Raw genomic sequence first — 15505 nt, forward strand, 5'->3', positions numbered from 1 at the left:
TTATGTCCGAACAAGAGAAACCTGAAAATAATAATGCTCAAACCACTGAGCAAAATGAGACAGCTCAAGCAGCCAAAGCGCCTGAGACTGTCGCCCAAATGCCGCCTCCACCACCACCGCCGACCAGTAAACTCATTAAAACCAAACGCTCTACCCTGTGGTGGATGCTGCTGGTGTTATTGGTCGGGATCACCATTATTTTATGGGCGTGGCGGATTGGCCCCTTTCATACGGCGGTTGAACAAACCGACAATAGCTATGTGAAAGGTAAAACCACCATCCTGTCTTCGCAGATCAATGGCTATATCAAAGATGTCTTAGTCAAAGACTTTGATCAAGTCAAACAGGGTCAGGTGTTGATGCATATTGATGCCACCACCTATGACCAAAAAGTGACGCAAGCAGCATCTGGCGTTGAGCAAGCAGAAAACAGTCTCGCCAATCAAACCCAAGCCATTGCACAACGTCAGGCCGATGTTGTGGCCGCACAAGCCAAACTGGATCAAGTCAAGGCACAGTATGATTTATCTGTGGCCCAGCTAAAACGCTACCAACAATTGGGCGATAGCGGTGCGGCGTCTAAATCTGAACAAGATAAAGCCGCGGCAGATGCGCAGAATAATCACGCCTTACTAAAACAAGCCGAAGCCAATATCTTGGTGGCACAAGAAGCTTTAAAAACGGCGCAAGTGGCGCAGTCTGGCTTAAAAGCACAAGTTAATAGTGCACAAGCACAACTCGACCAAGCCAATACCACCAAAGACTACAGCACCATTGTTGCACCACTGGATGGACAATTGGGTGAGGTCAATCCACGAGTCGGTCAATATGTCGCAGCGGGAACACAATTGCTTTATTTGATTCCGACACAAACGTGGGTGATTGCCAACTTTAAAGAAACCCAAATTGCCAATATGAAAATTGGGCAAAAAGCGTATTTCACCGTCGATGCGATGAATCATCAGAAATTTACAGGACATGTTGAACAGATTTCCCCTGCCGCAGGTTCAGAATTTAGCGTGCTGAAACCCGACAATGCCACAGGTAATTTCACCAAAGTGGTACAACGTATTTCAGTCCGTATCGCCATCGACCCGAATCAAAAAGGCATCGAAAACTTACGTCCTGGGATGTCGGTAATTACCTCTGTAGATACCGACTCCTAATGCAACACTGACATTCTCAATCAAATCCATTTACAATGTGATCAAATCTATTTCTCTTGTTCGAAAATGTTTGGTCACATTGCTTTTCCCACCCCCTATCAAACATTAGCACTTCCCAGTTCGGTTCAACTGACCATTAAGCGTTTGGATCTGATTCATCCGCATATTTCAGGCAATAAATTTTATAAGCTGAAATACAACCTGCTTGCAGCACAACAACAAGCTTTGACCCAAGTCCTGACTTTTGGCGGTGCATTCTCAAATCATATTGCCGCAACCGCCTATGCCGCACAGCACTTTGGTTTGCAAAGCATTGGCATAATTCGTGGTGAAGAACTTGCAACTCAAGACTTAAACCCTACCCTACAGACGGCACAAGATTTTGGTATGCAATTGCATTTTGTCAGTCGGGCTGAGTATCGGCTGCGCCATGAAGCGGAATATTTACAACAACTTCAACAGCAATATCCTCAAGCCTTTATTATTCCAGAAGGTGGCAGCAATGCACTTGCACTGCAAGGAACACAGGAAATTTTAAGCAAAGATGATCGAGAAAATTATGATGTGATTTGCTGTGCAGTTGGAACAGGTGGCACCATTGCTGGCTTGATTGAAAGCAGCTCTGCACAACAGCAGGTTCTAGGCTTTTCAGCATTGAAAGGCGACTTCCTAAAACAGGATATTCAACAGTGGACCAATAAAAGTAATTGGTCTTTAACCGATGCCTATTGCTGTGGAGGTTATGCCAAAACCACAATTGAGTTGCTGCAATTTATGCAACACTTCGAACAACAATATGCAATTCCTTTGGAACAGGTCTATACCGCCAAGATGATGCTGGGGCTATTCGATTTAATCCAGCAGCAGTATTTTCCTGAAAATAGCCGTATTTTGGCGATTCATACGGGTGGACTACAAGGGCGCTTAAAATAAAAAAGCCACTCGCAAGTGACTTTTTATTTGATCGAATCAAGTGCTTAAAACCAGCCATCACCAATCGGCTTATTGTCCATAAATACCACTAAACCTTTGACAATACGATAAATAAACCAAATTGATGCTGCAAATAGAATCGGAATGCCAATGAGTACAAAAGACAAGATAAATCCAATGATTGCAGCAATGAGAGTGATCCAAAAGGTTTTGATTTGCCACTCAAAATGACTGGCCAACCATGTTCCTTTTACCTCGTCACGCTTCATATAGTTCATAATAATGGCAGCAATACTGGTTAATCCCACAAAAATACTGGCCGCATAAAGCCCATACGCAATTAAGGTATATTGTCTAAGCTGATCTTGCTGATGAGGCGGAGTGCCTTCTAAAAAAGTCTTATCATTCATTATTGTTATCCCCTTTATTGAGACCAATTTTATAACATGCTTTGATTTTAAAAGTATCTTTTTTAATCAAACAATCAACATACTCAAAAGGCTTTAAATCTTTTATAATTGCCCGCTTTTCTTCCCTTGAGTATTTCCCCCATGGTTCATCAAGTTGATGTTGTTGTTTTAGGTGCAGGCGCATCGGGCTTGATGTTGGCTGCAGAAGCAGGCAAACGTGGGCGCTCGGTTGTGGTCTTGGAAAAAGCCAATAAAGTCGGCAAAAAGATTTTGATGTCAGGTGGTGGTAAATGTAACTTTACCAATCTAGAGGTCGAAGCTGCCAATTATTTGTCTGAAAATCCACATTTCGTCATCTCAGCCTTAACCCGTTATACCAACTGGGACTTTATTGGCTTAGTGTGTGAATACGGCATCGAGTACGAAGAACGCAAACACGGGCAATTATTTACCCTCAAAGGATCTAAAGAGATTCTGGAACTTTTACTTGCAGAATGTGACAAAGCCAAACGTGTTCAGATTCAAACCCATTGTGAAGTACAGCAAGTGAAGGTTCAGGCGGATTCCAGTTTTATGATTGAAACCAGTCAAGGGACTTATCACTGTGAATCCTTAGTTGTGGCAACGGGTGGATTATCCATTCCAACCCTCGGTGGCTCAGGCTTTGGCTACGAACTGGCGCAACAGTTTGGTCATCATGTTTATCCAACCCGTGCGGGTCTGGTTCCTTTCACCTTCTCAGATCAGTTTAAAGAAGTCACCACCCGCTTGAGTGGCAATGCATTAGACGCAACCTTAGTCAATGATCGTCATCAATTTACCGAAGCTTTGCTGTTTACCCATCGTGGTCTCAGTGGTCCAAGCTCACTGCAACTTTCGAACTACTGGCATGTTGGGGAAAGCTTTAAAATTGATTTCTTCCCAAGCCAAGACTTTGCACAATTCTTTAAAGATAAGAAAAAGTCACAGCCTAAAGTTCTACTGCGCACCTTAATCAGTGAATTTACCGCCAAAAGTATCGTACTTGAATTACAGCAACTGATTTGGGCAGAACAAAGTGAAACACCAATTGGTAATCTCAGTGATGTACAGCTCGAACATATAGCAGCGCAATTGCATGCATTTACGGTAAAACCATCCGGTACTGAAGGTTATCGAACGGCCGAAGTCACACTCGGTGGGGTGGATACCAGTGAAGTATCTTCCAAAACCATGGAAAGTAAAAAACAGAAAGGTTTATATTTTATTGGTGAAGTGCTGGATGTTACAGGACACTTAGGTGGCTATAACTTCCAATGGGCATGGTCTTCTGCACAGGCAGCGGCTCAATTTGTCTGATATGACCATATGAATTACAGCACTTCAGGCTACGTTCAATAAAATCTGTTTCAGTTTTGGTGGTCTGAAGAGTTTGCTGCTTCTGAAGTTGCGATTTGTTGTGTATTTTCAATGGGTCTCTCTTTAGAAGAGTTTGACTTAGCAACAACAAATTTATAAGCACTCGCCAAGAACCCTACAGTAATGCCTGCAATAATAATCGGTGCGAATACTCGATTTGGCCTCTTCATGTTCATTCTCCTATAGACTTTTTATTTAGAGACTATTGATACTTTAGCTATAAATGAATTGCTTTTGAGGTCAAATTTGTTATTTAAACCCTCGAACTTTACTCAAAATATCCAATCGCAATCCAAAACAAAAGCCAATAGCGCCGATACAAACAAAACGACCACCCTGCTTAGAGTGGTCGAATTGATTAAAAAAATCAAAGATTATTTTTTCTATTCATCCGAATACGGCGGAGTTGGTGGTGTTGGATTCGCCGGAGTATCTGATGACGTTGGCGTCGGACTCACAGGATTTACTGGAGTCGTTGATGCTGTTGGTGTTGGGCTCACAGGAACTACTGGCTTAACCTCATCCTTATGTAATGGATTTGGTTTATTGCCTTCAGTTTTTGCTTTATCTAAAAGATCCGTCAGCAAACGTTCTGCAGGTTGACGTCCTCCAAGGCCAAAGGCCAATGCAAATGCGACTGCAACTGAACCAAGTGTTAAACCGAAAGCCAAATTCACAATCGAGTCAGCAATACCCATGGCTTTTAAGCCCATTGCAATCACTAAGCCCATAATTAAGATACGGACTAAATTGCCTAACCAGCGTGAACTGTTGTATTCACCACGTTGTACGATATTGGCGACCACATTGGCTAACCAGAAACCGATCACTAGAATCACCGCACCAAGTAGGATACTGGCGCCAAACTGGATAAACATCGCGATCAGTACACTGACCTGTTCTAATCCAAGTCGATTGGCCGCCTCTGAAACCGCAAACAGCATTGTAAAGAAAACAATTAAACAACCGATCACGTCAGAAACACGGGTTTGTCCCAAGAAGCGTTGTAAATCCAGCTTCATCGGGATTTCATCCACCCCAGCCCCAGAAATCAGTTCAGCCACTAAACGTCCCACAAAACGCGATACGATATAAGCCACAATTAAAATCAAACCAGCTGCAATGATTTGTGGAATTGCATACATGATTTGATTGAGCATGGCGGTTGCAGGTTGAGAAATTGCTTGGATACCCAAGGCTTCAAAAGCCACAATTAAAGTGGTAATAATAATGATGGCAAATACAAATGAACCTAAGAATTTAGAAACATTTGAGTTCTTAAATAAGCCAACTTTTTCAGCTTGCGCCTGTAAACCCAGACTATTACTTAAGCCTTCAACAATGCCTCTTACAATTTTCGCCAGAATATATCCCACGAAAATGATCACAGCCGTAATAAACAGGTTCGGCAGATAAGCAATCGCTTCATTCACCATGTTTTGTACTGGAATTAAAAGCCCTGTTAAACCCAGAATTGATAAGACAATAGGCAAGAACAGTAATAACACTAACCAATAGAAAATTTCACCAATATTGCTACTGAGTGAACTGACACCAACTTCGCCACTCAGCTTCTCATCGAGTTCAGTTTTAGAAAGTACATTGGTTAGCCCCGCACGAACCAGACGTGCGATAATCCAGCCAATAAAGCCCACGGCGACTGCTGCCAGCAAGTTAGGTATATAGGCCAATACGCGACCAACCATATTGCTAAATGGATCACTGACCCCACTGATATTTAAAACATTGAGTGCGCCAACTACAGCGAGAATCATCACAAACCAGAACACCAGTTTAGAGACCAGATTTTCAATATTTGGAGTACGGCCTGTTGCAGAAGACAATTTATGATTGGTATCAAGCTTTTGCAGTAATTTTTTAACACCTGCTGCAATCACTAAAGCAACAATCCACCCTACAAGTAGGATGACAACTGCAGCAAAAATAGGATGAAACTGATCCCAATAATACATTGCATCAAATCCTCCACGATTGGAGGGGTCACTAAAAAAATCATTCATGTTGTTATCCTTATATTGTGTTTTTAAATCTTGATACACATCCACTTAAGAACGTTCTGCAATGAAGAACATGATTTATGGATGCTTCCACCTTAGTTTTTGTCTATTTTCCAATCAATCAATGGCATCACTAATACAACAAAAAAGTCTCACAATATTGCAAAAAAGCTCATTGATTCACACCAATGAGCTTTATTATGAATTGGTTTTGGTCTAAAGATATGCTTGCTTAAGCATTCAGAATGGCCGACTGCATATGTGACATGATCACTTGTGCAGTTGGATTGGCTGAATGATCAGCAACCATATAAACAAGTAATGCAATCAGGAAGATTCCGACCATAATCAAAATATAAACGGGTAATCTTCTCTTTTTGGTAATTTCTTCTTTGCTGGCCACATGAGGCTGTGGCTTACTAAAATCATGCATGATAGCAGCCCTCATCCTTTTACTTTTCAAGTTTTATATTAGCAATACCCAGTGTTGCATTGTGTGAAAAAGCTTCGGACTATCGTTGCACTGGTTGCAGAACTCCACTTTCTTTTATTTATTTTTTGTTTAAAATATAGTCGGTTTTAGAATGCGTTAAAATAAGCTATAATACGCGCCTCCTTTCTCAGCCGTTCTGCTTTATGTCCTATAGCCAACAAAGCGTTTCTCTTGAATTAGACACTGATGTCACTCATCAATGTTTTTTACATCACACACGCGATGAACATTTGATTGGAATTATTGAGTTCAATAAGCCGAGCTATATTCTGAAATGGGGCGATTTAGAATACTTTCGTCGTCGTACAGAAGAGTTTTCGGTGATGCCATTGCCAGATTGTATCAATGCGATGATTGTCGATATTCGCAATGTACAACCGTTTTTGGATAATGAAGTTCCGATTCTACCTTGGCGGTTACTCGAAGAGGATTGTCCTGTCCGTCTGGTCGTCCCGCAAGATCGCCTAGAGCATTATATTGGCTTGTTTGAACCCACTTGGTTAACCACGGATGTCGATACCGCCATTCAAGAAATTCGTGAATTTATGGATATGTTTGTACATTAAGACATATCCATTCAGCACTCTTCTACCAATAATTCTCTACGGCAATATTGCCTTCGCCACGACGATTCATAATTAAACCGCGTTGCTTCAGGGCTTCTTTGGTATCTTCCACCATTTGTGGATTACCACATAACATCACATGACTACTGTCTCGGTTAAAAGAGAGCCCTGCTGCTTTTTCTAATTCACCATTGCCAATTAAAACAGGCAAACGATCATGTAGGGCTGCATTCGGATCACGGGTAATGATTGGAATGAACTTAAAGCCCGTATGCCCTTCGCCAAATAAGGCTGCAATCTCTTGAATACGCTCGACATAAGCCAACTCAGATTCAGTCCGTACGCTATATACCAGATTGATCTGCTGATATTTATTCCATGTTTCAAAGTCTTGTAACATCGATAAAAACGGCGCAAGCCCCGTGCCTGTTCCCAATAACCATAAATCCTGTGGTAAAGGTTGTTGATAACGCGCCAGCGTTAAATAGCCATAGGAAATTTTTTCCAGATACAACTCATCATCGACTTTGAGATGTTGTAGATTCGAGGTAAAAGCACCATCAGGCACAACAATTGAAAAGAATTCTAATGTTTCATCAAAAGGTGAAGATACAACTGAATAAGCACGAACAACCAGCTCCCCTTCAACCATTAAACCAATACGCGCGAACTGACCTGCGGTAAATTTAAAATGAGCTGGTCGGGTCATGGTGAAGCTAAAAAGATTATGAGTCCAACGGTGTACAGATAAAACCTTTTCTACGCTAAATTTTTCAATTGACATGATGAGAACGTGGCATGAAACAGTGCGCTCATGTTAGCATGATCGAATAATTGATGGATACTCAAAACATTAAGGCTATTTAACATGCGCATGACATTACGCCAGTTGGCTGTTTTCGTGGCGGTCGCTCAAGAAGGAACGGTAACCAAAGCGAGTGATGCTGTCCGACTTACACAAAGTGCGGCAAGTATGGCTTTAGCAGATTTAGAAGATGGTCTCGGTGCACCACTCTTTGATCGTTTGGGTAAACGATTGCAGCTCAATGATTTGGGGAGATTTTTACTCCCACAAGCTTTAGAAATTTTAGGTCGCTGTGATTCTTTTGAACAAGCGGCTAAGGGTGAATTACAAAGCATTGACCTACGCTTAGGTGCAACACTTACAATTAGTGATTATTTAATGCCAGATTTGATGGCTGAATTTTTACAACGTCATCCACAAGCACATCTGCAACTGCAAGTGGGCAATACCCGTCAAATGATTGAAGCAGTCAATCAATTCCAATTAGATCTAGCCTTGATCGAAGGGTCTTGTCATTTACCTCAACTGCAATGTATCCATTGGCGTGATGATGAGCTAGCTGTATGCTGTGCGCCTGATCATCCCTTAGCACAGTTGAATCGCCCGGTGAGTCCAACTGATTTTCTAGATGTGGAGTGGATTCTACGTGAGGAAGGCTCAGGCACTCGTGAAGTGTTTGATAATGCCATTTTGCAAGATTTACCCGATGCCAATATCCGTTTAACATTGGGTCATAATGAAGCGATCTTAAAAATTGTGGCGGGTGGTTTAGGCATGTCTTGTGTATCACGCCTCGCGATTGAGCCTTTACAAGAAAAAGGTCAGTTGGTGATTATCGATACACCTTTCTGGCAATTAACTCGCCCCCTCTACATGCTCGTGCATCGTCAAAAGTACCAAGGACCTGGACTGAAAGCCTTTTTACAATTTTGCGAACATCAGGTTTAATTCATCCCAATAAAAAACGCTTCCAATAGGAAGCGTTTTTTATTTTCATTTAGAAATCGAAACTCACACCCAATTTATAGGTACGACCTGCACCAATAATGGCATAATCACTGTTAAATACACCTGCCCAGTGCTTTTTATCGGCAACGTTATCAACATTCGCTCTAAAAGTTGTATTTATACCACCAAGTTTAGTCGCGTACTTAGCACCTAAGTCAAAAATAGTGTAATCAGGCAATTCTAAAGAGTTATCGCTATTTAAATACTGCTTGCTTACATAGGTAGCCCCAGCATTTAAGCTTAAACCATCTAGAGTTGGAATTTCATAATTAAGGTTCAACCCCGCTGTAAAATCGGGAATACCATATATGGTTTTGCCTGTCGTTGTTGCCAGAGCTGTTTTCTTATATTTTGCATCGATATAAGCCATATTTCCAATTACACTCAAATCTTGAGTTAAATTGCCAGCAAACGTCCACTCAATACCACGTGAACGAGTTTTAGCATCGTCTGTAGTCATTTGTGTTTTCTTATTTGCATCAGGGGTCGTAAACTTGGTTGTCATCAAATCAGGTTTTTCAATTTGATATATCGCCAACGTATTTAGCCATGAGCCTTGCTGAACTTTTGCACCCAATTCATATTGTTTAGTCTGGTAAGGAGCAAAAGTTTTATTATAGTTTATATCATCTTTATAGCTTAGATCGGTAAGAGATTTTCCTTCAGATAAGCCTTCAACATAACTTGCATAAAAAGATATATTCTCACCAAAAGGTTTTAGAATGATTGCAAGACTAGGTGAAATTTTATCGTCACTGTAACTACTTGCGGCATAGGCAGGTATAGTTCTAGTATCAATTTCTTGATAACGTGCGCCTAAAATGAACTCTAACTTATCGTTCAACAAAGAAATCTGGTCAGTTAAAGTGTAGCTCACATATTTATTATCTGCATATGGTCCAATATATGGAGATGCTGTTGGCATAGCGCCATCAGATGAGGGGTTGTATAAATTCGTATCAAAGTTTGTTGTTGGAAGGATATATCCTGCATTTTTATTATTATAATGCTGCCAATATTTACGCGTTAAATAATCTGCTCGAACGCCAACAGTATGTTTGATACTTCCTGTTTCAAACTTTGCTTCAAGCCCCGTATTTGCAGCAACATTGTGTTCCTGAGTCCCTACTCGATAATATTGAGATGTTGCAGCACCTGTTTTAGCATTTTGTACAATCATTCGCGTACCAAAAAGATGGCCTGAATATTCTTTTTCAGTATATCCAACCCCTGCAAACACTTTTAAATCTGGAGCGAACTTGTATTCACCAGATAGTCCCGCATATTGGCTACTCTGCTTTCCTTCAATTTTTGGAAAATAGTTATTATTACCATCAGGAGCTGCAATCACTTGTTTGATTGTTCCCATTGAGACCATTGCTGGTGAACCACCTTCACGATCATCTCGCATCGCATACGCATCAAAATTTAACTTTAATTTATCTGTCGTATAGTCAAGTGCAAGTACGCCAGTTGCATTGGTATCATCCATTCCATCAATGAGATGTTCCCCTGTACCATATGAGCCACTCGCTCTGATACCAAATTCATTATTTGTGCCTAAGCGACGGGATACATCAAAACCTGATTTGTAGTATCCCCCATCTTCATAACTCGCTGAAACTTGAGTCAAATCTCGATTGGCTCGTTTAGTCTGAGCCATTACAACGCCACCAACACTACCTGCTGGTGCCATACCAGCAACTAAAGCATTTGGGCCTTTTAATAAAGTGACTGACTCAAGAATATCTGTAGGAATACGCCCAGTCGGCGCCATTCCAAACAGGCCATTTAGGTTATAGTCTTCAAATCCAACGCTAAAACCACGAATCTGAACATTTTCATTTAAATGTCCAGCATTGGTTGTTTCACGAATACTTGGATCATTTCTTAATACTTCTGAAACAGTTGCAGCTTGCTGATCTTGAATCAACTTATCCGAATAAGTCGTAACAGAAAACGGGGTATCAATAGTAGATTTATTGCCTAAGCTACCCAAATTTGAATTTTTCTTGAGCTTACCAGCAGCATAACTCTCTTGTTGATCAGCTTTTACCGTAATCGTTGGTAAAACGGTATTATCTTCAGCAACAGCAAACATAGGTAAAGCAATGAGAGATAAAAATAATATATTCTTTTTCAAGTGATCAAATCCCGATAAAAATTTGATCACAGTATATAAGACAAATTAACAAATGATAATAAAAATCATTAATAAAATGATACCTATTTATTTAATGAATATAAAAATCTCATCATGAGAATTCACATAATTTATTTTTAACTCAATAACCGATGAAATGCTTTGCCTCTCGGACTTAGTTCAACAGCTGATTAGCCACAATAGAGCAATGAAGAGGCGATAGTATTTAGATCCTATAGAAAGAAAAAGAGGCTAAAAGCCTCTTTTCTCATCATAATTCAAGCACAGTGAAAAGCGAGCAAAAACCAATTAACGACGGAAGTTCGATAACAGTTCGGTTGTGATCGAATTATTGTGCGTCGCTATTTTAGTTTTTCTGGTTTTCGCTGGATTTGGATCAACAAGCTCTATTTTTGTGGCTTTGTACTTTCCGTCATTTTCAACGACCACAAATTTCACTTTTTCATTTCTTTTCGGTTCGCCACCAGCTGGATACTCGGAAATATGAAAAAACACATCCCCTTCAGAGGTCCCAATAAAACCAAAGCCTTTGTCTGGATTATATTGTTTAATTTTTCCCTGATAGAACTCTTGCTTCATGACATTTATCCTACTTTGCAAATCTGATAATCACAGTATATAAAAATAAAAAAGAGACTTTCAATCTACCCCCAAAACAGCTTCAGGATGAGATCAAGTCTCTTTTTATGAATGTTTCAAAAATCAGTCTTTTTGAACACTACCAAAAATCTTGTCGCCAGCATCACCCAGACCAGGAACAATATAACCTTCTTCATTCAGACCTTGGTCAATTGATGCGGTATAGATCAACACATCAGGATGTGCAGCTTCTACTTTTGCAACACCTTCTGGCGCAGCAACCAAGACCATAACACGAATATCTTTACAGCCGCTTGCTTTCAATACATCAATTGCAGCAATTAAAGAATTACCCGTTGCAAGCATTGGATCAATAATCATGGCTAAACGATTGGCAACATCAGGCACCAACTTTTTATAGTAGGTGCGCACTTCTAAAGTTGCTTCATCACGCTCTAAACCTAAAACACTCACTTTCGCGCTTGGAATCAGGCTAAGAACGCCCTCAAGCATACCAATACCAGCACGCAAGATAGGAACAATTGTGATTTTCTTCCCTGCGATACGTTGAGTTGAGACTTTCCCTGCCCACCCATCAATTTCATGATCAACAACAGGAAGATCCTTTGTTGCTTCATAAGTCAGTAACATCGTGACTTCTTGCGCTAATTCACGGAAGTTCTTGGTACTAATATCTGAACGACGTAATAAACCAAGTTTATGGCGAATAAGCGGATGACGGATTTCTTGAATCGACACGAATGAGTACCTAGGTAATATTAATCTCACTCCATTATAAAGTGTTTTTTTACTCATCAATAAAAAAGCCTCCAACTTTGGAGGCTTTTTTGTACAAATCCGACGATTACTGTTGTTGAGACAACATAAAGTGCAACGGAGAAAGGATCTCTGCCTTCAATGCCAAGTTAATCATTGGATCTGGATAAACACCCATCACCAATACTAATAACGCAGCAGCAAGGACCATAAGACCACCGACTTTACTTCCCCAATGGGCATCCGCATCAATACGTGGTACATCAGGTGGAGTCATATACATCACCACCATCACACGTAAGTAGTAATACAAACCGATACCACTACCCACCACAATCATTGCCGCCAAGAACCAGTGTTGCGTTGTCACCGCAGCCATCACCACCAAGAACTTACCAATGAAGCCTGCTGTTAATGGAATACCTGCTAAAGACAACATCATTACAGTTAATGTTGCAGTCAAGATCGGACGGCGCCAGAACAAACCACGGTAGTCTGCAAGGCTTTGTGCTTCATCGACGTTGTTATATGGGCTCGACATTAATGCAACCGCACCAAATGCACCGATTGTGGTCAATACATAAGTAATTACATAAACAGTCACGCTGCCCAGACTTGCGTAAGTCATGCTGATTAAAGCAATCAACAAATAACCGAAGTGTGCAATCGATGAATAACCCAAGATACGTTTCAAGTTGACTTGACGAACTGCAAGTAAGTTACCCACCACGATCGACAATACCGCAATGATGGTAATCACCGTCACTAATGATTCAACCAAGATTGCACCAGAAGTCAGTAAGTAACGTACAAATAGACCAATCGTTGCAACTTTCGCAGCCGTTGCCAAGAAGGTTGCCATAGGTGCCGGTGCACCTGCATACACATCTGGCGTCCATTTATGGAATGGCGCAAGTGAAAGTTTGAATGCAACAGCAAAGATAATTAAACCTAAGCCCAATAACACCATTGGTTGTTTGATTGCAGTAAACAATGCCTGAACAGAGTCATAGAATGACAATGAACCTGTATACGCATAGATATAAGCCATACCCATGAGCAACATTGCAGAAGCAGTCGCTGAAAGCACAAGGTATTTAATCCCCGCTTCCAAAGACTGACTACGTTGATAGGTATACGCCAACATGCCGTATACAGGAATCGACATCAACTCTAGGCTGATGAAGAATGCTGCATAGTGTGAGCTTGAAACCAACAACATTGCACCTGTCACTGAGCACAGTAACAAGATATACAACTCTTCGCGGTTGTCCTTATAAGTCTCAATATAAGCATGAGATAAAGTACAGCACGCTAAAGCAGCAATTAGAATCAGGAATTGATAGAGCATGGTAAATGGATCAACCATGAACATACCCATCACGTTTACTGGTGCAAAGTGCCCACTAAACATGGTGTATCCAATATAAATTGCAGCAAGGTTTAAACCCACAACCGAAGTTGTTGCAATCAGATTGTGATTACGCTTAATCGCAGTTAATAACATCACGACGATTGCGGTCAAAGCCACAATCATCACGGGAGCAAGTGGCATTAGCTCAGAAAAAGAAATTGTGAAGTTCATGATTTATTGCATCTCCACATGTTCAAGTTGAGTTGCAGCCTGTTGAACAGTTTCGACAACTTCTTGTACTGGCATATAACTATTTACTAACCATTGCATGCTTGAATGAGACATATCCAAGAATGTTTGCGGGTAAATACCTAACCAAACTAAACCGATCGCACAGATCATCAAAATAGTGACTTCACGTGCAGATAGATCTTTAAGCGGACTAGTATAGTGCTGTTTTTGCTCTGGGTTTGGTTCACCAAATAATGCTTTGTGAATCAGAATCAGACCATAAAGACCAGCAAATACCAAGCTCACTGCTGCAATGATCGTGAACGCTGGATAAGCTTTGAATGAACCCATCAAGATCAGGAATTCACCAATAAAGTTACCTAGACCTGGTACACCAACCAATGCTGCAACAAAGAACATCAAGAAGAATGGCAAATATTGCAGCTGGCCACGAAGACCACCCATCAAGCGTAAATCACGTGTATGTAAACGCTCGTACACTTGACCCGACATAATGAACAATGCAGCAGATGACAAACCATGTGCCAACATCATGATCATGAGGCCTTGGAATGTCAGGATATTACCTGCATAAATTGCAAGTAAGATGAAACCCATGTGCGAAATAGACGTGTACGCAAGTAAGCGTTTCATATCTGTTTGTTGGTACGCTAAGAATGCACCGTAGAAAATACCAATCAGACCCAAAATAATGGCGATATCAGCAAATTGTGCTGATGCAGCCGGGAAGAATGGAATTACGAAACGAAGCAAACCGTACGCAGCTGTTTTAATCAAAATACCCGCTAAATCCACAGAACCCGCTGTTGGTGCTTGAGCATGCGCATCAGGCAACCAGCCGTGTAATGGGAATACTGGTAATTTCACCGCAAAACCGATGAAGAAACACAGCATGAATGCATAAGCAACTTCAGGTGGTAAGTGGTTCGCAACAGCCAATAGATAGTTGTAATCGAAACCGATCATACCTGTCATCATGTATCCATAGACCACAAGGCCCAAGATACCGATCAACATGATCAAACCAGCGATTTGAGTATATAAGAAGAATTTGGTTGCAGCATAAACACGCGAACGACCATTCGACCCTGAGTGTCCCCATAACGCAATCAAGAAGTAGATTGGTACGAGCATCATCTCCCAGAAGAAGAAGAACAAGAATAAGTCAATCGCCAAGAATACACCGATGACCCCACCCAAACTCCAAAGTAAGTTTAAATGGAAGAAACCAACGTTCTTTTGAATCTCACCCCATGAACAGCCAACTGCAAGTACACCCAGTAATGCAGTCAACAACACCATAAGTAGAGATAAACCATCCACCGCTAAGTGAATGCTAATGCCTAAAGTCTGAATCCATGGAAGATGGAATTCAGCCGCCCAAGTCGGGACTTTACCGCCCAACTCGTAGCTAAATGTACCACTTTGCCACAGTGCAATGCCCAAACCGAAGGTAATCAACATACCAATCAAGGCAATCCAGCGCGGTAAATGTTGGTCGTATTTATCGACTAACCAACAAATAAAACCAGCAATGAAAGGAACTAAAATCAGTGCGGGTAAAATTAAATTGTTTTCCATT

At 41.0% G+C, this 15505-nt stretch carries 15 protein-coding genes; 5 read left to right on the forward strand and 10 right to left on the reverse strand.

Annotation, left to right across the window (positions count from 1 at the left end; translation table 11 throughout):
• The first annotated feature begins 2 nt into the window (after positions 1–2).
• Positions 3–1166 carry an HlyD family secretion protein gene (locus tag F902_RS17980; RefSeq protein WP_005205627.1) on the forward strand — a complete coding sequence of 388 codons (1164 nt, stop codon included), beginning with the start codon at positions 3–5 and terminating at the stop codon, positions 1164–1166.
• A gap of 66 nt (positions 1167–1232) precedes the next feature.
• Positions 1233–2099, forward strand: a complete 867-nt coding sequence (locus F902_RS17985; protein WP_005205629.1) for a 1-aminocyclopropane-1-carboxylate deaminase/D-cysteine desulfhydrase — start codon at positions 1233–1235, stop codon at positions 2097–2099.
• A gap of 44 nt (positions 2100–2143) precedes the next feature.
• Here the strand turns inward: F902_RS17985 and F902_RS17990 are convergent, their stop codons facing one another.
• Positions 2144–2509, reverse strand: coding sequence for a DUF4870 family protein (locus F902_RS17990; protein ID WP_004804804.1), 366 nt, complete (start codon positions 2507–2509; stop codon positions 2144–2146).
• Between the two features lie 141 nt (positions 2510–2650).
• On the opposite strand from F902_RS17990, the gene F902_RS17995 reads away from it, so the two are divergent.
• Positions 2651–3847, forward strand: coding sequence for a BaiN/RdsA family NAD(P)/FAD-dependent oxidoreductase (locus F902_RS17995; protein WP_005205631.1), 1197 nt, complete (start codon positions 2651–2653; stop codon positions 3845–3847).
• Between the two features lie 50 nt (positions 3848–3897).
• On the opposite strand, the gene F902_RS18000 is transcribed toward F902_RS17995, so the two are convergent.
• The 3 genes from F902_RS18000 to F902_RS18010 form a co-directional block, all read right to left on the reverse strand.
• Positions 3898–4077 carry a hypothetical protein gene (locus F902_RS18000; RefSeq protein ID WP_004804800.1) on the reverse strand — a complete coding sequence of 60 codons (180 nt, stop codon included), beginning with the start codon at positions 4075–4077 and terminating at the stop codon, positions 3898–3900.
• A gap of 213 nt (positions 4078–4290) precedes the next feature.
• Positions 4291–5928, reverse strand: coding sequence for a mechanosensitive ion channel (locus F902_RS18005; RefSeq protein ID WP_005205634.1), 1638 nt, complete (start codon positions 5926–5928; stop codon positions 4291–4293).
• Between the two features lie 229 nt (positions 5929–6157).
• Positions 6158–6358, reverse strand: coding sequence for a hypothetical protein (locus F902_RS18010; RefSeq protein WP_004804796.1), 201 nt, complete (start codon positions 6356–6358; stop codon positions 6158–6160).
• Positions 6359–6561: 203 nt separating this feature from the next.
• Here F902_RS18010 and F902_RS18015 point away from each other — a divergent pair, with 203 nt between their 5' ends.
• Positions 6562–6984: a hypothetical protein gene (locus F902_RS18015; protein ID WP_004804795.1), complete on the forward strand. Its 423-nt coding sequence runs from the start codon at positions 6562–6564 to the stop codon at positions 6982–6984.
• Positions 6985–7006: 22 nt separating this feature from the next.
• Here the strand turns inward: F902_RS18015 and F902_RS18020 are convergent, their stop codons facing one another.
• A complete protein-coding gene (locus F902_RS18020; protein ID WP_005205637.1) occupies positions 7007–7768 on the reverse strand; it encodes a ferredoxin--NADP reductase in 762 nt (253 codons plus the stop codon).
• An 84-nt stretch (positions 7769–7852) separates the two neighbouring features.
• On the opposite strand from F902_RS18020, the gene gigC reads away from it, so the two are divergent.
• Positions 7853–8737 (forward strand): LysR family transcriptional regulator GigC, encoded by an 885-nt coding sequence (gene gigC / locus F902_RS18025; protein ID WP_005205639.1) that lies wholly within the window; start codon positions 7853–7855, stop codon positions 8735–8737.
• A 49-nt stretch (positions 8738–8786) separates the two neighbouring features.
• Here gigC and F902_RS18030 read toward each other — a convergent pair whose 3' ends face one another.
• The 5 genes from F902_RS18030 to nuoM form a co-directional block, all read right to left on the reverse strand.
• Positions 8787–10898 carry a TonB-dependent receptor gene (locus F902_RS18030; protein WP_017402054.1) on the reverse strand — a complete coding sequence of 704 codons (2112 nt, stop codon included), beginning with the start codon at positions 10896–10898 and terminating at the stop codon, positions 8787–8789.
• A 351-nt stretch (positions 10899–11249) separates the two neighbouring features.
• Positions 11250–11540, reverse strand: a complete 291-nt coding sequence (locus F902_RS18035) for a cold shock domain-containing protein (protein WP_005191262.1) — start codon at positions 11538–11540, stop codon at positions 11250–11252.
• A gap of 123 nt (positions 11541–11663) precedes the next feature.
• Complete coding sequence (upp, locus tag F902_RS18040; protein WP_017402053.1) at positions 11664–12299, reverse strand: uracil phosphoribosyltransferase; 636 nt, start codon at positions 12297–12299, stop codon at positions 11664–11666.
• 106 nt (positions 12300–12405) lie between these two features.
• Positions 12406–13902, reverse strand: coding sequence for an NADH-quinone oxidoreductase subunit NuoN (gene nuoN / locus F902_RS18045; RefSeq protein ID WP_004804782.1), 1497 nt, complete (start codon positions 13900–13902; stop codon positions 12406–12408).
• A 3-nt stretch (positions 13903–13905) separates the two neighbouring features.
• Positions 13906–15504, reverse strand: coding sequence for an NADH-quinone oxidoreductase subunit M (gene nuoM / locus F902_RS18050; RefSeq protein WP_005191270.1), 1599 nt, complete (start codon positions 15502–15504; stop codon positions 13906–13908).
• Position 15505: the final 1 nt, after the last annotated feature.

It is taken from the genome of Acinetobacter higginsii, from assembly GCF_000369525.1.
Classification (GTDB): Bacteria; Pseudomonadota; Gammaproteobacteria; order Pseudomonadales; family Moraxellaceae; genus Acinetobacter; species Acinetobacter higginsii.

Coding starts and splice junctions, on each gene's coding strand:
- F902_RS17980 (WP_005205627.1), top strand. CDS start 3: ATGTCCGAACAAGAGAAACCTGAAAATAATAATGCTCAAACCACTGAG.
- F902_RS17985 (WP_005205629.1), top strand. CDS start 1,233: ATGTTTGGTCACATTGCTTTTCCCACCCCCTATCAAACATTAGCACTT.
- F902_RS17990 (WP_004804804.1), bottom strand. CDS start 2,509: ATGAATGATAAGACTTTTTTAGAAGGCACTCCGCCTCATCAGCAAGAT.
- F902_RS17995 (WP_005205631.1), top strand. CDS start 2,651: ATGGTTCATCAAGTTGATGTTGTTGTTTTAGGTGCAGGCGCATCGGGC.
- F902_RS18000 (WP_004804800.1), bottom strand. CDS start 4,077: ATGAAGAGGCCAAATCGAGTATTCGCACCGATTATTATTGCAGGCATT.
- F902_RS18005 (WP_005205634.1), bottom strand. CDS start 5,928: ATGAATGATTTTTTTAGTGACCCCTCCAATCGTGGAGGATTTGATGCA.
- F902_RS18010 (WP_004804796.1), bottom strand. CDS start 6,358: ATGCATGATTTTAGTAAGCCACAGCCTCATGTGGCCAGCAAAGAAGAA.
- F902_RS18015 (WP_004804795.1), top strand. CDS start 6,562: ATGTCCTATAGCCAACAAAGCGTTTCTCTTGAATTAGACACTGATGTC.
- F902_RS18020 (WP_005205637.1), bottom strand. CDS start 7,768: ATGTCAATTGAAAAATTTAGCGTAGAAAAGGTTTTATCTGTACACCGT.
- gigC (WP_005205639.1), top strand. CDS start 7,853: ATGCGCATGACATTACGCCAGTTGGCTGTTTTCGTGGCGGTCGCTCAA.
- F902_RS18030 (WP_017402054.1), bottom strand. CDS start 10,898: ATGTTTGCTGTTGCTGAAGATAATACCGTTTTACCAACGATTACGGTA.
- F902_RS18035 (WP_005191262.1), bottom strand. CDS start 11,540: ATGAAGCAAGAGTTCTATCAGGGAAAAATTAAACAATATAATCCAGAC.
- nuoN (WP_004804782.1), bottom strand. CDS start 13,902: ATGAACTTCACAATTTCTTTTTCTGAGCTAATGCCACTTGCTCCCGTG.
- nuoM (WP_005191270.1), bottom strand. CDS start 15,504: ATGGAAAACAATTTAATTTTACCCGCACTGATTTTAGTTCCTTTCATT.